Annotated in this window: 17 protein-coding genes; 16 read left to right on the forward strand and 1 reads right to left on the reverse strand. The window is 65.2% G+C overall.

From position 1 onward, the window contains the following. Positions 1-17 precede the first annotated feature (17 nt). From ilvC to PQU96_RS14655, 9 genes are all read left to right on the forward strand, one after another. Positions 18-1,034 (forward strand): ketol-acid reductoisomerase, encoded by a 1,017-nt coding sequence (ilvC, locus tag PQU96_RS14615; protein ID WP_272773143.1) that lies wholly within the window; start codon positions 18-20, stop codon positions 1,032-1,034. Positions 1,035-1,258: 224 nt separating this feature from the next. Next, the gene (gene pssA, locus PQU96_RS14620) at positions 1,259-2,023 is read left to right on the forward strand and encodes a CDP-diacylglycerol--serine O-phosphatidyltransferase (RefSeq protein ID WP_272773144.1); all 765 of its coding nucleotides are present in this window, start codon (positions 1,259-1,261) and stop codon (positions 2,021-2,023) included. Positions 2,024-2,223: 200 nt separating this feature from the next. Continuing rightward, positions 2,224-4,014: a 2-isopropylmalate synthase gene (locus tag PQU96_RS14625; RefSeq protein ID WP_272773145.1), complete on the forward strand. Its 1,791-nt coding sequence runs from the start codon at positions 2,224-2,226 to the stop codon at positions 4,012-4,014. A 210-nt stretch (positions 4,015-4,224) separates the two neighbouring features. Next, on the forward strand, positions 4,225-4,857 hold the full coding sequence (gene bioD / locus PQU96_RS14630; RefSeq protein ID WP_272773146.1) for a dethiobiotin synthase: 633 nt from the start codon (positions 4,225-4,227) through the stop codon (positions 4,855-4,857). Between the two features lie 146 nt (positions 4,858-5,003). Then, on the forward strand, positions 5,004-6,119 hold the full coding sequence (gene coxB / locus PQU96_RS14635) for a cytochrome c oxidase subunit II (protein ID WP_272773147.1): 1,116 nt from the start codon (positions 5,004-5,006) through the stop codon (positions 6,117-6,119). A 13-nt stretch (positions 6,120-6,132) separates the two neighbouring features. Then, complete coding sequence (ctaD, locus tag PQU96_RS14640) at positions 6,133-7,776, forward strand: cytochrome c oxidase subunit I (RefSeq protein ID WP_272773148.1); 1,644 nt, start codon at positions 6,133-6,135, stop codon at positions 7,774-7,776. Between the two features lies 1 nt (position 7,777). Continuing rightward, the gene (locus PQU96_RS14645; protein WP_272773149.1) at positions 7,778-8,320 is read left to right on the forward strand and encodes a cytochrome c oxidase assembly protein; all 543 of its coding nucleotides are present in this window, start codon (positions 7,778-7,780) and stop codon (positions 8,318-8,320) included. Then, positions 8,317-8,496: a DUF2970 domain-containing protein gene (locus PQU96_RS14650; protein WP_272773150.1), complete on the forward strand. Its 180-nt coding sequence runs from the start codon at positions 8,317-8,319 to the stop codon at positions 8,494-8,496. Before PQU96_RS14645 ends, PQU96_RS14650 begins: the two co-directional genes overlap by 4 nt. 15 nt (positions 8,497-8,511) lie before the next feature. After that, on the forward strand, positions 8,512-9,366 hold the full coding sequence (locus tag PQU96_RS14655; RefSeq protein WP_272773151.1) for a cytochrome c oxidase subunit 3: 855 nt from the start codon (positions 8,512-8,514) through the stop codon (positions 9,364-9,366). 155 nt (positions 9,367-9,521) lie between these two features. Here PQU96_RS14655 and PQU96_RS14660 read toward each other — a convergent pair whose 3' ends face one another. Continuing rightward, positions 9,522-9,716, reverse strand: coding sequence for a DUF2909 family protein (locus tag PQU96_RS14660; RefSeq protein WP_272773152.1), 195 nt, complete (start codon positions 9,714-9,716; stop codon positions 9,522-9,524). On the opposite strand from PQU96_RS14660, the gene PQU96_RS14665 reads away from it, so the two are divergent. From PQU96_RS14665 to hisG, 7 genes are read left to right on the forward strand one after another with little or no spacing between them, the layout of a single operon-like run. Continuing rightward, positions 9,715-10,458 carry an SURF1 family cytochrome oxidase biogenesis protein gene (locus tag PQU96_RS14665; RefSeq protein WP_272773153.1) on the forward strand — a complete coding sequence of 248 codons (744 nt, stop codon included), beginning with the start codon at positions 9,715-9,717 and terminating at the stop codon, positions 10,456-10,458. The genes PQU96_RS14660 and PQU96_RS14665 overlap by 2 nt on opposite strands. Then, positions 10,430-10,873: a hypothetical protein gene (locus PQU96_RS14670; protein ID WP_272773154.1), complete on the forward strand. Its 444-nt coding sequence runs from the start codon at positions 10,430-10,432 to the stop codon at positions 10,871-10,873. The genes PQU96_RS14665 and PQU96_RS14670 overlap by 29 nt, the downstream gene beginning before the upstream one ends. Positions 10,874-10,926: 53 nt before the next feature. Then, a complete protein-coding gene (locus tag PQU96_RS14675; RefSeq protein ID WP_272773155.1) occupies positions 10,927-11,898 on the forward strand; it encodes a COX15/CtaA family protein in 972 nt (323 codons plus the stop codon). Further along, positions 11,895-12,797, forward strand: a complete 903-nt coding sequence (locus PQU96_RS14680; protein WP_272773156.1) for a heme o synthase — start codon at positions 11,895-11,897, stop codon at positions 12,795-12,797. Before PQU96_RS14675 ends, PQU96_RS14680 begins: the two co-directional genes overlap by 4 nt. A 4-nt stretch (positions 12,798-12,801) precedes the next feature. Then, entirely contained in the window at positions 12,802-13,389 is a 588-nt protein-coding gene (locus PQU96_RS14685; RefSeq protein WP_272773157.1) for an SCO family protein, read from the forward strand. Positions 13,390-13,441: 52 nt separating this feature from the next. Then, complete coding sequence (locus tag PQU96_RS14690) at positions 13,442-14,206, forward strand: flagellar brake protein (RefSeq protein WP_272773158.1); 765 nt, start codon at positions 13,442-13,444, stop codon at positions 14,204-14,206. Positions 14,207-14,233: 27 nt separating this feature from the next. Continuing rightward, positions 14,234-14,875 (forward strand): ATP phosphoribosyltransferase, encoded by a 642-nt coding sequence (hisG, locus tag PQU96_RS14695; protein WP_272773159.1) that lies wholly within the window; start codon positions 14,234-14,236, stop codon positions 14,873-14,875. Positions 14,876-14,932: the final 57 nt, after the last annotated feature.

Genomic DNA, 14,932 nt, shown 5'->3' on the forward strand with positions numbered 1-14,932 from the left:
ACTAGGGATATAAGACAATGAAAGTTTTCTACGACAAAGACGCTGATCTTTCCATCATCAAGGACCAGAAAGTTGCCATCATCGGTTACGGTTCCCAGGGTCACGCGCACGCGCAGAACCTGAAGGATTCCGGCGTGGATGTGGTGGTGGGCCTGCGCAAGGACGGCGCATCGTGGAAAAAGGCCGAAGCGGCCGGTCACAAAGTGAAAGAAGTGGCCGATGCCGTGAAGAAGGCGGATCTGGTGATGATCCTGCTGCCGGACGAATCGCAGCCTGACGTGTACCACAGCGAAATCGCCCCGAACATCAAGAAGGGCGCCACCCTGGCCTTCGCGCACGGTTTCAACGTGCACTACAACCAGATCGTGCCGCGCGAAGACCTGGACGTGATCATGGTCGCCCCGAAAGGCCCGGGCCACACCGTGCGTTCCGAGTACGTGAAGGGCGGCGGTGTACCGACCCTGATCGCCGTGTACCAGGACAAGTCCGGCAAGGCACGTGACGTGGCCCTGTCCTACGCTGCGGCCAACGGCGGCACCAAGGGCGGCGTGATCGAGACCAACTTCCGCGAAGAAACCGAAACCGACCTGTTCGGCGAACAGGCCGTACTGTGCGGCGGCGCGGTAGAACTGGTGAAAGCCGGTTTCGAAACCCTGACCGAAGCCGGCTACGCGCCGGAAATGGCTTACTTCGAGTGCCTGCACGAGCTGAAGCTGATCGTCGACCTGATGTACGAAGGCGGCATCGCCAACATGAACTACTCCATCTCCAACAATGCGGAGTATGGCGAGTACGTGACCGGCCCTGAAGTGGTGACCTCCGCCACCAAGGAAGCGATGAAAAAAGCGCTGTACCGCATCCAGTCCGGCGAATACGCCAAGATGTTCATCCTGGAAGGCAAGACCAACTACCCGAGCATGACTGCCCGTCGCCGCCTGACCGCCGATCATCCGATCGAAAAAGTCGGTGCCGAACTGCGCGCGATGATGCCTTGGATCTCCAAGAACAAGCTGGTCGACCAGTCCAAGAACTAAGCCTGCCGCCTCGCGGCCAGAGCCAAGCCGGGCAGCTGCCCGGCTTTTTCTTTGCCTGTGCGTCGCACGCCGGCGTTGGCGGGAGCTGCCGCGCCGCATGACGCTTGGTAAGCGTGGCATCGCGGATTAGAATGCAGCCTTGTCTTGCCGCCGGCGCACAAGGTTGGCCGCAAGTCCCGTTTCCTTCCGGCGCGCCTTGCCGTTGCCCGATGTCGAGAACCTGCATGCATATTGACCCGAAGCCCATCAAGCCGTCCCTGCGCCGCCAGGGCATTTACCTGCTGCCCAATTCCTTCACCCTCGCCGCGCTGTTCGCCGGCTTCTACGCCATCGTGCAGGCGATGAACCAGAACTTCGAACACGCGGCGGTGGCGATCTTCATCGCCATGATCCTCGACGGCATGGACGGCCGCGTGGCGCGGCTGACGCACAGCCAGAGCGCGTTCGGCGCCGAGTTCGACAGCCTGTCGGACATGGTCAGTTTCGGCGTGGCGCCGGCGCTGATCGCCTACGAGTGGATGCTGAAGGACCTGGGCAAGCTGGGCTGGATGATCGCCTTCATCCACTGCGCCGGCGCCGCGCTGCGTCTGGCGCGCTTCAACACCATGATCGGCTCCACCGACAAGCGCTGGTTCATCGGCCTGCCCAGCCCGGCCGCGGCGGCGCTGGTGGCCGGCCTGGTGTGGATCTGCCACGCCTACGGCTACAACGACCTGCCGGGCCTGCAGTGGATCGCGCTGGGCTTCACCGCGTTCTCCGGCATCACCATGGTCACCAATGTGAAATTCTGGAGCTTCAAGGAGATCCACCTGCGCCGTCGTGTGCCCTTCGTGATGCTGCTGGCGCTGGTGGTGGTGCTGATGCTGCTGATGTCGGAGCCGCCGCTGGTGCTGTTCGGCTTCTTCGTCTGCTACGCGCTGTCCGGTTACGTGATGGCGCTGCTGGGGCTGGGCAAGAAGAGTGCGCCGCTGGAACCGCCGCAGGCGTAAGACAAACGCGGTGCCGCCATGCGGCTGGCTGGACAAAGGCGACTGTGGTCGCCTTTGTTTTGTCCGTTTATTCTACATATTGTCCGATACTTACGCTTTGACAACAGGTTTTGCCGTGTCGCAACAAAATTATTCGACAAAATTTGACAGCCTGTCGGGCAAAACGTAAGGTTGAGCCATAACAAACAAGGAGCAGTGGCATGCAATTGGACATCGAACGTCTGATCGAGGATTTTGGAGGCCCAGGCGCGCTCGCGGAAGCGTTGAATGCGGCCTTCCCCGATGAGCCGGTGTCGCGTGCCGCCATCTACAAGTGGCGCGAGCGCGGCACCCTGCCGCTGGCGCAGCTGAACAAGCTGGCCAGGCTCGCCGCCGACCAAGGGAAACGGTTCGATTTCAACGACTATCTGACCGGGGCACAGGCCACGGGACAAGGGAGCACACCTGACATGGGCGATCGTCTTTACATTTTTGATACCACCTTGCGTGATGGCGAACAGTCGCCGGGCGCGTCGATGACCAAGGAAGAAAAAATCCGTATCGCCCGCCAGCTGGAGCGCCTCGGTGTCGACGTGATCGAAGCCGGCTTTGCCGCCGCCAGCCCAGGCGATGCCGACGCGATCCGCGCTATCGCCGAAGTGGTGAAGGAGTCGACCGTCTGTTCGCTGGCGCGGGCTAACGAGCGCGACATCCGCGCCGCAGGCGAGGCGATCAAGCCGGCCGCGCGTGGCCGCATCCACACCTTCATCGCCACCAGCCCGATCCACATGGAGAAGAAGCTGCGCATGACACCGGACGAGGTGGTCGATGCTGCGGTGAAGGCGGTGAAACTGGCCCGTGAGTACACCGACGACGTCGAGTTCTCCGCCGAGGACGCGCTGCGCTCCGATATCGATTTCCTCGCCCGCATCTTCGGCGAAGTGATCAAGGCCGGCGCCACCACACTGAACGTGCCGGACACCGTCGGCTACGCGGTGCCGAAGATCACCGAGGCTTTCTTCCGCGAGCTGATCGCCAAGACCCCGGGCGGCGACAAGGTGATCTGGTCGGCGCACTGCCACAACGACCTCGGCATGGCGGTCGCCAACAGCCTCGGCGCGGTACTGGGCGGCGCACGGCAGGTGGAGTGCACCATCAACGGCCTGGGCGAGCGCGCCGGCAACGCCGCGATGGAAGAAATCGTGATGGCGGTGCGCACCCGCAAGGACGTGTTCAACGTGGAAACCCGCGTCGACGCCACCCAGATCGTGCCGGCGTCCAAGCTGGTGTCGACCATCACCGGCTACCCGGTGCAGCCGAACAAGGCCATCGTCGGCGCCAACGCCTTCGCCCACGAGTCCGGCATCCATCAGGACGGCGTGCTCAAGCACCGCGAAACCTACGAGATCATGTCCGCCGAATCGGTGGGCTGGACCGCCAACCGCCTGACGCTGGGCAAACTGTCCGGCCGCAACGCCTTCCGCACCAAGCTCACCGCGCTGGGCATCGTGCTGGACTCCGAAGAAGCGCTGAACGCCGCCTTCGCCCGCTTCAAGGAACTGGCCGACAAGAAGCGCGAGATCTTCGACGAAGACCTGCACGCGCTGGTGTCCGATCAGCTGGTGACCGCCGAGCAGGAAGACTACAAGTTCGTGTCGCTGAAAGTGGCGACCGAGACCGGCGAGGCGCCGCAGGCGCAGATCGTGTTCGTCGAGCACGGCAACGAGCAGCGTGCCGAATCCACCGGCTCCGGCCCGGTCGACGCCGCGTTCAAGGCGATCGAGAGCGTGGTGAAGAGCGAGGCCGAGCTGGAACTGTACTCGGTCAACGCCATCACCAAGGGCACCGAATCGCAGGGTGAAGTGACCGTGCGTCTGGCCAAGGACGGCCGCATTGTCAACGGCCAGGGCTCGGATACCGACATCATTGTCGCCAGCGCCAAGGCCTACCTCGCGGCACTGAACAAGCTGAACAGCAAGACCGAGCGCGTCTACGCCCAGGGCCCGGTCTAAAGAGCGCGCAACCGTGGCAGCAAAACGTCCGACCCGGAAAGGTTGGCCGCCGCGGTAAAGATCAAAGGCCCACAAGGCCGCACCCTTCCGCCTTTGCCAGTACCACGGCAGACGCAGACAGCCGACCCACGAGGTCGGCCTTGTCGCGTCTGTCTTTTCATTTTCCGGTTTGGCCGCATCTGATGGCCACTCAATGACAGGATCCATACCGTGGCACAAGGCTATTTCATTACCGGCACCGATACCGAGATCGGCAAGACCCACAGCGCGGTGCAGCTGATCCGCCACTGGCAGGCGCAGGGAAAACGCGTGCTGGCGATGAAGCCGGTGGCCTCCGGCTGCGAGCTGCAGCCCGATGGCAGCCTGCTTAACGACGACGTGGTGCGTCTCACCGCCGCCACCGGGCAGACCGATCTGGCGCTGATGAACCCGTACCGTTTCCTGCCCCCGGTGTCGCCGCACATCGCCGCGCGCGAGGCCGGCGTGAGCATCGATCCGGTGCTGATCGTCGAGCACTACCAAAGGTTGGCCGCAGACGCCGACGTGGTGCTGGTGGAGGGCGCCGGCGGCTGGCTGGCGCCGCTGTCTGACACGCTGGACATGCAGGGCCTGGCGCAGCAGCTGCAGCTGCCGGTGATCCTGGTGGTGGGCATGCGGCTTGGCTGCATCAACCACGCGCTGCTGACGGCGCAGGCGATCCGCGCCAGCGGCTGCACCCTGGCCGGCTGGATCGCCAACCGCGTGGTGCCGGCGCAGCTGGCCTTTGAAGACAATCTGGCGACGCTTACGCGCGCGTTGGGCGAACCATTGCTGAGCCTGCCTTACGAGGCGCGGGCAGCCTGAATGGCGGCGCCGGTTTGCGGCGCCGCACCATGATAAATACTTGTTTTATCGGCTGATCTTCCTATTCTCGATAAAGCGCTGCGGCACAGATCGCGGTCAGCGACCGGGTTCCCGGCCAACACGAGACTTTACTTGGGGAAGACGCCATGGCCAGTCGTCGCGTCCTGTTACTGCTCACCGGCTGGTCGCCTGCCGTGCTGGCGGCCGGCGTCAATCTGCAGCCGCCGGTCACCGGCATCGCGCAGGATATCTACGACCTGCACATGCTGCTGCTGTACATCACGGGCGGCATCTTCGTGCTGGTCTTCGGCGTGATGTTCTGGGCCATCCTGCGCCACCGAAAATCAGCCGGTCATCAGGCGAAACACTTCCACGAAAACACCACCGTCGAGATCGTCTGGACGCTGATTCCGCTCTTGATCCTGGTGGCGATGGCGTGGCCGGCGACGCGGCTGATCCTGCAGCAGAAGAGCAGCGCCGGCGCCGAGCTGACCATCAAGGTCACCGGCTACCAGTGGAAGTGGCACTACGACTATCTCGACGACGGCGTCGCCTTCATGAGCCATCTGGCCACGCCGCAAAGCGCCATCCACCAGGTGGCCGATCGTGGCGAACACTACCTGCTGGAGGTCGACCAGCCGCTGGTGGTGCCGACCGGCACCAAGGTGCGGCTGCTGCTGACCGCGAACGACGTGATTCACGCCTGGTGGGTGCCGCAACTGGGGGTGAAGCAGGACGCGATTCCCGGCTTCGTGCGCGACAGCTGGTTCAAGGTCGATCGCCCCGGCACCTATCGTGGTCAGTGCGCCGAGCTGTGCGGCAAGGACCACGGCTTCATGCCCATCGTGGTCGAGGCCAAGGCGCCGGCCGATTACCAGGCATGGTTGGCCGCAAGACAAAAAGCCGCTGCGGCCAACCTTGAAGATCCGAACAAGATCTGGCCGCTGGCCGAACTGGTGGCGCGCGGCGAGAAGGTGTACACGCAGAACTGCGTCGCCTGCCACCAGGCCAACGGCAAGGGCATCCCCGGCGCCTTCCCGGCACTGGACGGCTCGGCTATTGCCACCAAGGACAAGCCCGGCCACATCGATATCGTGCTCAACGGCAGCAAGAAGAACGCCGCGATGGCGGCCTGGGGCAAGCAGCTGTCGGATACCGATATTGCGGCGGTGATCACCTACGAGCGCAACGCGTGGGGTAATCACACCGGCGACGTGGTGCAGCCGAAGGACATCAAGGCTGCCCGTGGCGGCAAAGCGTAAGGGGGAAGAGGGCATGACTGCGATCGACAGTGCACTGCAGCCGGCGCACGACACCGCGCACGGCCACCACGCCAAGCCAAGCGGCATCGGCCGCTGGCTGTTCGCCACCAACCACAAGGACATCGGCTCGCTGTACCTGTGGTTCGCGTTCAGCATGTTCATCTTCGGCGGCGTGCTGGCGCTGTGCATCCGCGCCGAGCTGTTCCGCCCCGGCCTGCAGTTCTGGCAGCCGGAGCTGTTCAACCAGTTCACCACCCTGCACGGGCTGATCATGGTGTTCGGCGCCATCATGCCGGCGTTCACCGGCCTCGCCAACTGGATGCTGCCCTTGATGATAGGCGCGCCGGACATGGCGTTTGCGCGTATGAACAACTGGAGTTTCTGGCTGCTGCCGCCGGCGGCGCTGCTGCTGCTGCTCTCGTTCGCGGTGCCCGGCGGCGCGGCGGCGGCGGGCTGGACGCTGTACGCGCCCTTGTCCACCCAGATGGGCATGGGCATGGACCTGACCATCTTCGCCATCCACATCATGGGCGTCAGCTCGATCATGGGCTCGATCAACATCATCGTCACCATCCTGAATCTGCGCGCGCCGGGCATGACGATGATGAAGATGCCGATGTTCGCCTGGGCCAGCCTGATCACCGCCTACCTGATCATTGCGGTGATGCCGGTGCTGGCCGGGGTGGTGACCATGGTGCTGACCGACCGTCACTTCGGCACCCACTTCTTCAATGCCGCCGGCGGCGGCGACCCGGTGCTGTACCAGCACATCTTCTGGTTCTTCGGCCACCCCGAGGTCTACATCATGGCGCTGCCGGCCTTCGGCATCGTCAGCCACATCATCCCCACCTTCAGCCGCAAGCCGCTGTTTGGCTACACCTCGATGGTGTACGCCACCAGCTCCATCGCCATCCTCAGCTTCATGGTGTGGGCGCACCACATGTTCACCACCGGCATGCCGGCCACCGCGCAGCTGTTCTTCATGTACGCGACGATGCTGATCGCGGTGCCGACCGGGGTGAAGGTATTCAACTGGATCGGCACCATGTGGCAGGGAAGCATGAGCTTCGAAACGCCGATGCTGTTCGCCATCGGCTTCATCTGCCTGTTTACCGTCGGCGGCCTGTCCGGGGTGACGCTGAGCATCGCCGCCATCGACATCCAGCTGCAGGACACCTACTACGTGGTGGCGCACTTCCACTACGTGCTGGTGGCCGGCGCGCTGTTCAGCCTGTTCGCCGCGGTGTACTACTGGTTCCCGAAAATGACCGGGCGCATGTACTCGGAGTTCTGGGGCAAGTTCCACTTCTGGTGGTCGCTGCTGTGGTTCAACGTGACCTTTTTCCCGATGCACTTCCTCGGCCTTGCCGGCATGCCGCGCCGCATTCCCGACTACAACATGCAGTTCACCGACTTCAACACCATGGCCAGCGTCGGCGCCTTCTGTTTCGGGCTGGGGCAGCTGATCTTCTTCGCCAACATGTTGCACAGCCTGCGCCACGGCCGGCCGGCTGCGGCCAAGCCGTGGGAGGGCGCCGACACGCTGGAGTGGCAGATCGCCACCCCGGCGCCGTATCACAGCTTTGTCGAGGCGCCGGATCTGGAAGTCGGCGAAAACGGCCGCATCGATGCCATGCACGGCGGAAAGCACCACTGACATGAACAAGCCGCCCGCCACCCTGCACGACAACCGCCTGCTGCTGCTGAAGCTGCTGCTGCTGGCCTGCGTGATGTTCGTGTTCGCCTGGGGGCTGATCCCTGTCTACGACGCTCTGTGCCGGCTGACCGGGCTGGGCAGCCTGCAACGGCCGGACGAGGTCGGCAGCCAAAGGTTGGCCGCAACGCCGCTGGCGCCGGTGCTGCTGACCTTCGACGCCACGGTGCAGCCGGGGCTGCCGTGGCAGGTGCGGCCGCTGACGCGCACGCTGCGCGCGGTGCCGGGCGAGTTCGTGCGCGTCGATTACGAGATCACCAATGCCAGCAACCGCCAGGTGATCGGCCAGGCGATCCCGCGCTACCTGCCGGCGGCGGCGGCGGAGTACGTGAAGAAGCTGGACTGCTTCTGCTTTGCGCAGCAGGCGTTTGAGCCAGGGCAGACCAAGCGCTTTCCGGTGGTGTTCGTGATCGACAAGAACGTGCCGGCCGGACTCGACAGCATCACGCTGGCCTACACCATCTTTGATGTGCCGGGGCGATCATGAATCCGCTACGGGCGTTTGCGGCGGTGTTCTGCGCGTTTTTCGGCGTGCGGCGCGGACGTGCGGCCAACGTTGACCGCCAGTTGCGCTTTGCCGACCTCATCGCGGCGGCGATCATTCTGGTGGCGCTGTTTGTCGGCGGCCTGCTGTTGCTGGTCAGCTGGCTGACGGCGCCCTGAGCGGACGGAGGAATCATGCATAACGACACCTCGCACCACTATTTCGTGCCCGATCCGTCGCGCTGGCCGGTCATTGGCGCGGTGGCGCTGTTTGCGCTGGGGCTGGGCGGCGCCTTCACCGTCAACGGCATCGCTGCCGGCAAGTTCGGCCTGCTGCTGGGCGTGTTGATCCTGCTGTGGATGCTGTTCGGCTGGTTTGGCGACGTGATCCGCGAAAGTCTGTCCGGCCGCTACCAGCGGCGCGAGGATGCCTCGTTCCGCTGGGGCATGAGCTGGTTCATCTTTTCAGAAGTGATGTTCTTCGCCGCCTTCTTCGGCGCGCTGTTCTACGTGCGGACCATCTCGGTGCCGGAGCTGGGCAACGAACTGCACCAGCTGCTGTACCCCGGCTTTGCCGCCAGCTGGCCGCTGGCCACCGGCCCCGGCATCAGCGCCACCTACCAGGCGATGGGGCCGTGGGGGCTGCCGGCAATCAATACCCTGATCCTGCTGTCGTCCGGTGCCACGCTGACCTGGGCGCACTGGGGGCTGCTATCCGGCTCCCGCAGGCAGCTGACAGGCGGCCTCGGGCTGACGGTGGTGCTGGGCGCGCTGTTCCTCGGGCTGCAGATTTACGAGTACGCGCACGCGATGAACGAGCTGGGCCTGTCGCTGGCCTCCGGCGCCTACGGCATGACCTTCTTCATGCTGACCGGTTTTCACGGTCTGCACGTGCTGCTCGGCGCCATCATGCTGGCGGTGGTGTGGCTGCGGGTGCTGCGCGGGCATTTCAATGCCGAGCACCACTTCGCGTTCGAGGCCGCGGCGTGGTACTGGCACTTTGTCGACGTGGTGTGGCTGATCCTGTTCGTGTTCGTGTACTGGCTGTAGCGGCGGGACGCATCTGAACGTGTTTACGATCTAGCGAGCTAGAGCGAGACAAGGCGAAAACGGCTGAGGAAGCGGAGTTTACAAGTGGTAAATGAGCATTCCGAAGGCGTTTTCAACGCCGTATCGCCGACGCGCAGCAGATCGTGAACAGGTTCTCAGCGCCCGTGCGGCAGCCACCAGCCCAGCATGCCGCCGGCCATCAGCAGCAGGAACAGCCCCAGCGACAGCGCCACGCGCAGGGTTAGTGCCCTGGCGGTCTGGCGCGGCGAGGTGCCTCGGCTGACGCTGCGCAGGGCAAAGGCCAGCGTCAGCATGATCAGCAACAGCAGGGTGATGGCGGCAATCTTCATGACATGTCCTCCGGTGGGTGTAATCCAGTCTAGCAGCCGTGCCGGCTTTCGCCGCCAGCGTGGCCGGCTGCGGCTGGCGTGGCTGTTGTGGTTGCTGGCGCTGCTGCCTTTTTTGCTGGCGCTGTGGCAGTGGCAGCGCGGCCAGCAACGGCAGGTGCAGCTGCTCCACCACGAGTTCAACCTGCGGCAGGCACCGCAACCGTTGGCCGCACTGGCCGCCAGCACGGTGCCGGCCGGCCAGCGCGCCTGGTTGCAGGTACGCGGCAGCGAACCGGAGATCCGCGTCGCCAATGCGCTGCTCGGCGGGGCCAGCGGCGTCCGCATCTGGCAGCCGGTGCAACTGCCCGACGGCAGCTGGGTGGTGGTCGATCGCGGATGGCTGCGCGGGCCGGCGGCCTACGTGCGTATTCCGCTGCCACCGTTGCGCTTGCAGGGCTACTGGCTGCCGCGACCGCAGCCCTACCTGCTGTCCGGTGCGCGGGTGGCGGATCGAGGCGAGGTCGATGCGCTGGACTGGGCGGCGCTGGCGCGGCGCCTGCCGGGGCGGCTGCACGACGGCCTGCTGGTGCTGGATGTGACCCTGCCGCCACTGGAACCGTGGCCGGTGCGGCCGCCGTTCGATCCGCAGCGCCACTATGCCTATGCCTTGCAATGGCTGCTGCTTGGGCTATGCCTGATTACAGGAGCATGGATCGTGCAGAGGAGGGGACGGGATGAGCGCTCGGGATCGCGGACGGATTAAGTTGCTGCTGATTGCGCTGCTGTGCGTGCTGCCGGTGCTGGCGTCTTGGCTGTCGTATCGTTGGCTGCCGCCAGCCGGCGGCAAGAGCTATGGCCAGCTGCTGGCGACACCGCTGCCGCAGGCACGGCAGCAAGGTTGGCCGCAAGGGCGCTGGGTGCTGCTCGACGCTGCCGCAAGCTGCAATCTGGCCTGCGAGCAGCGCCGCTTCGCGATGCGGCAGATCCACACCGCGCAGGGCGAGGCCGCCACGCGGCTGGTGCGGCGCCAGCAGGCCGATGCTACGCTGCGGCAGGACGGTTTCTATCTGGTGGACCCGCACGGCAACGGCGTGCTGTTCTACCCGGATGGCGCCGCGCCGGCGGCGGTGATCAGGGAAATCCGCAGTGTGCTGAAAAACAATAACAGCCTCGGCTAAAGTGGCCGCGGCAACGGCTGTCCGTGTCGGTACGGGCAGGGAAGGGTGGCAGGATGAGACGCGTGCTGTGGCTGGCCTTGTTGCTGGTGTGCATCGTGGTGCCGCTGGGGGCGTACGTGCGGCTGTCGGATGCCGGTCTTGGTTGCCCGGACTGGCCGGGCTGCTATGGCCGGCTGTCGCCGCTGCACGCGGCGCCGTTGATCCAGGAGCAGCATGCGGCCAACCCTGACGGCCCGGTGAGCCTGGCCAAGGCGTGGAAGGAGATGAGCCATCGTTACCTCGCCGCCAGCCTCGGCCTGCTGCTGCTGGCACTGAACGTACTGGCCTGGCGCCAGCGCCGGCTGCGCGGCTGGGCAGCACTGCTGCTGTTGCTGGTGTGCGTGCAGGGCGCGCTGGGGATGTGGACCGTCACCCTGCTGCTGAAACCGGCCATCGTCAGCGCCCACCTGCTGGGTGGCATGACGCTGGCGGCGCTGCTGGCCGCCTGCTGCTGGTGGCAGCGGCGCCTGCCGCAGCGCCATGCGGTTGGGTCGGCCAGCTTTGCGCTGGCGTCGCTGCTGCCCTTGCTGCTGCTGCTGCAGATCGCGCTCGGCGGCTGGGTGTCGAGCAATTACGCGGCGCTGGCCTGTCAGGGCTTTCCGGCCTGCAACGGCGCGTGGTGGCCGGACGCGCAGTGGCAGGGCGCCTTCCATCTGCTGCGCGAGCTGGGCGAAGGCCAGGACGGCGCGCCGCTGCTGGGCAGCCATCTGCTGGCCATGCACTGGGCGCACCGGCTGGGCGCCGCGCTGGTGTCGTTGCTGCTGCTGTGGCTGGCGCTGCGGCTGTGGCGCCAGTCGCCGCTGCGGCCGCTGTTGTGCCTGTTGCTGGGCAGCTGGCTGCTGCAGGTTTCGCTCGGTGTCGGCAATGTGCTGTTGCAACTGCCGCTGCCCCTGGCGGTGGCGCACAACGCCGGCGCCATGCTGCTGCTGATCGTCGCCACGCTGCTGTTGCTGTCGCTGGATCCCACCCCGAGGAGAACACGATGACCGCCCTGACCACTCCCTCCCTGCGTCGTCATGCCGGTGCCCTGTGGCAGCTGGCGAAACCGAAAGTGGTGGCGCTGATCGTGTTCTGCGCCGTGATCGGCATGGTGCTGGCGGTGCCGGGCTGGCCCGACCCCGGCCGCATGCTGGCCGCCACGCTCGGCATCGCGCTGGTGGCTGGCGCCGCGGCGATGATTAACTGCCTGGTGGAGCGCACCATCGACGCCCGCATGCGCCGTACCGCGCGCCGCGCCACCGCCAGCGGCGAGCTGGGGGCGGCCGAGACGCTGCTGGTGGCGCTGACCGCGTTGGGGCTGGGCATGGCGCTGCTGATCGCGCTGGTCAACGCGCTGACCGCGTGGCTGACGCTGGCCACCTTTGCCGGCTACGCCATCGTCTACACCCTGCTGCTGAAGCCGAACACGCCGCAGAACATCGTGATCGGCGGCGCCAGCGGCGCGATGCCGCCCATCCTCGGCTGGGCGGCGATGACCGGCGAGGTCAGCGCGATGGCGATGGTGCTGTTCCTGATCATCTACACCTGGACGCCGCCGCATTTCTGGACGCTGGCGCTGTACCGCCGCGACGACTACGCCCGCGCCGGCCTGCCGATGCTGCCGCTGACCCACGGTCAGCCGTTCACCACGCTGTCCATCCTGCTCTACACCGTGCTGCTGGCGGCGGTGACCCTGCTGCCGCTGGCGCTGCAGGCGGCGGGGGCGGTGTACCTGCTGGCCATCCTGCTGCTCAACGCGCGCTTTGTGCTGCTTGCCGCCCGCCTGCACCGTCATTATGCTGACGACTCCGCGCGGCGCTGCTTCCGCTGGTCGATCCAGTTCCTGACCTGGCTGTTCGCCGCCCTGTTGCTTGACCGCGTCTTTTTCCTGCCCCTGAGTGGATGACCCCATGCCCCTGCTTGTACGCTTGCTGCTGCTTGTTGCCTTGATGACCGGACTGGCCGCCTGTGATAGCACACCACCGCCGCTGGCATTCAAGGGCACCGACATCAGCGGCGCCAGCTTCGGCCAGCCGTTCACCCTCACCGGTCACGACGGCAAGCGCCACTCGCTGGACGAGTTCAAGGGCAAGGTGGTGGCGCTGTTCTTCGGCTATACCCACTGCCCGGACGTGTGCCCGACCACCATGCTGGAGTTCGCCCAGGTGGCGAAGCAGCTGGGCGCCGACGGCGAGCGGCTGCAGGTGCTGTTCGTCAGCGTCGACCCGCAGCGCGACACGCCGGCGGTGCTGGCCGGTTACGTCCCGCATTTCGACCCGCGCTTTCTCGGCCTGACCGGTAGCGAGGCGGAAGTTGCCGCCGTGGCCGGCCACTTCAAGATCGTCGCCCAGCGCCAGCCGGCAGCGGGCGGCGGCTACACCGTGGATCACAGCGCCGGCAGCTATCTGTTCGACCGGGAGGGCAAGCTGCGGGTGTATTTGCCCTACGCCACGCCGGCCGGCGATATCGCCCATGATGTAAAGGCCTTATTGGGTTAAACTGCGTAGTGACCGTTGTATCCCTTACTACCGCATTCCGGACGTCGTAACCGTGACCGATGACCTCACGCCCGGTGCCGCCAGTGGCGGCACCTCGCCCAGCATAGACCTGAGCAAATACACGCTGACCAGCACGGCTGAAGTGGTGTATCACCTGCGCGGCATCGTGCAGCAGGGACAGATGGTGACGGTATTTTCCAACAAGGGAAAATCCTTCATCCTCACCCGCATCCTGGAACTGGATAGCGCCGCGCGCACCATGGTGCTGGACTGGGGGGCCAACGAGCACGCCAACAAGCTGTTCCTGGAGAGCGAGCGCAACATCTACGTCTGCTCGCCGGCCGGGGTCAAAACCCAGTTTTCCACCGGCCAGCCGCGTCGCATCAGCTTCCAGGGCGGTGACGCCTTCGAGGTAGACCTACCGGAGCAGGTGATCAAGCTGCAGCGCCGCGAGTTCTTCCGCATTCCCACCCCGATCGCCAATCCGGTGCTGTGCCAGTTTCTGGACCATCCCGCCGGCGAGCTGTCGCTGCCGTTGGCCGATATCAGCCTCGGCGGTGCCGCACTGGTGCTGTCCACGGCACAGGCGGCCAAGTTCCATATCGCCGACCGCTACCAGGTATCGATCGAGCTGAAGCCGTTCGGCGTGCTGCAGGTGCAGCTGGAAATCCGCCACCTGATTCCGGTTCAGCATAAAAACGGCCAGGAAAGCATCCGCGCCGGATGCTGCTTCGCCAATATGAACACCCCGCGCGAAACCATGGTGCAACGTTACGTGGCCAACCTTGAGCGAGAGCGCCGGGCTCTGGTACGCTGATCCCCATTATTGCAACGCATCAATATCATGACCCTGACCATTGCCCTCTCGAAGGGCCGCATTTTTGAAGAAACCCTGCCGCTGCTGGCCGCTGCCGGCATCGAACCCGCCGAAGCCCCGGAATCCTCGCGCAAGCTGATCATCGGTACCAACCGTCCCGACGTGCAGCTGGTGATCGTGCGCGCCTCCGACGTGCCGACCTACGTGCAGTACGGCGCCGCCGACCTGGGCATCGCCGGCCGTGACGTGCTGATCGAGCACGGTGGCGCCGGCCTGTACCAGCCGCTGGACCTCAACATCGCCAAGTGCAAGATGATGGTGGCGGTGGAAAACGGCTTCGACTACGACGCCGCGGTCAAGCACGGTGCGCGCCTGAAGATCGCCACCAAGTACCCGCAGATCGCGCGCGAGCATTTCGCCGCCAAGGGCGTGCACGTCGACATCATCAAGCTGTACGGCTCGATGGAGCTGGCGCCGCTGGTCGGCCTCGCCGACGCCATCGTCGACCTGGTATCCACCGGCAGCACGCTGAAGGCCAACAACCTGCAGGCGGTGGAACACATCATCGACATCAGCTCGCGACTGGTGGTGAACCAGGCCGCGCTCAAACTCAAGTACGACACCATCCAGCCGGTGCTGGACGCCTTCGCCGGCGCGGTGTCGCAGTAAGCCTAATGCCTGTTGCGGCCAACCTTGAGGTTGGCCGCAAGCCTATGGAGCCGTAAC

The sequence above is a fragment of the Vogesella margarita genome, assembly GCF_028548475.1.
GTDB classification, from domain to species: domain Bacteria; phylum Pseudomonadota; class Gammaproteobacteria; order Burkholderiales; family Chromobacteriaceae; genus Vogesella; species Vogesella margarita.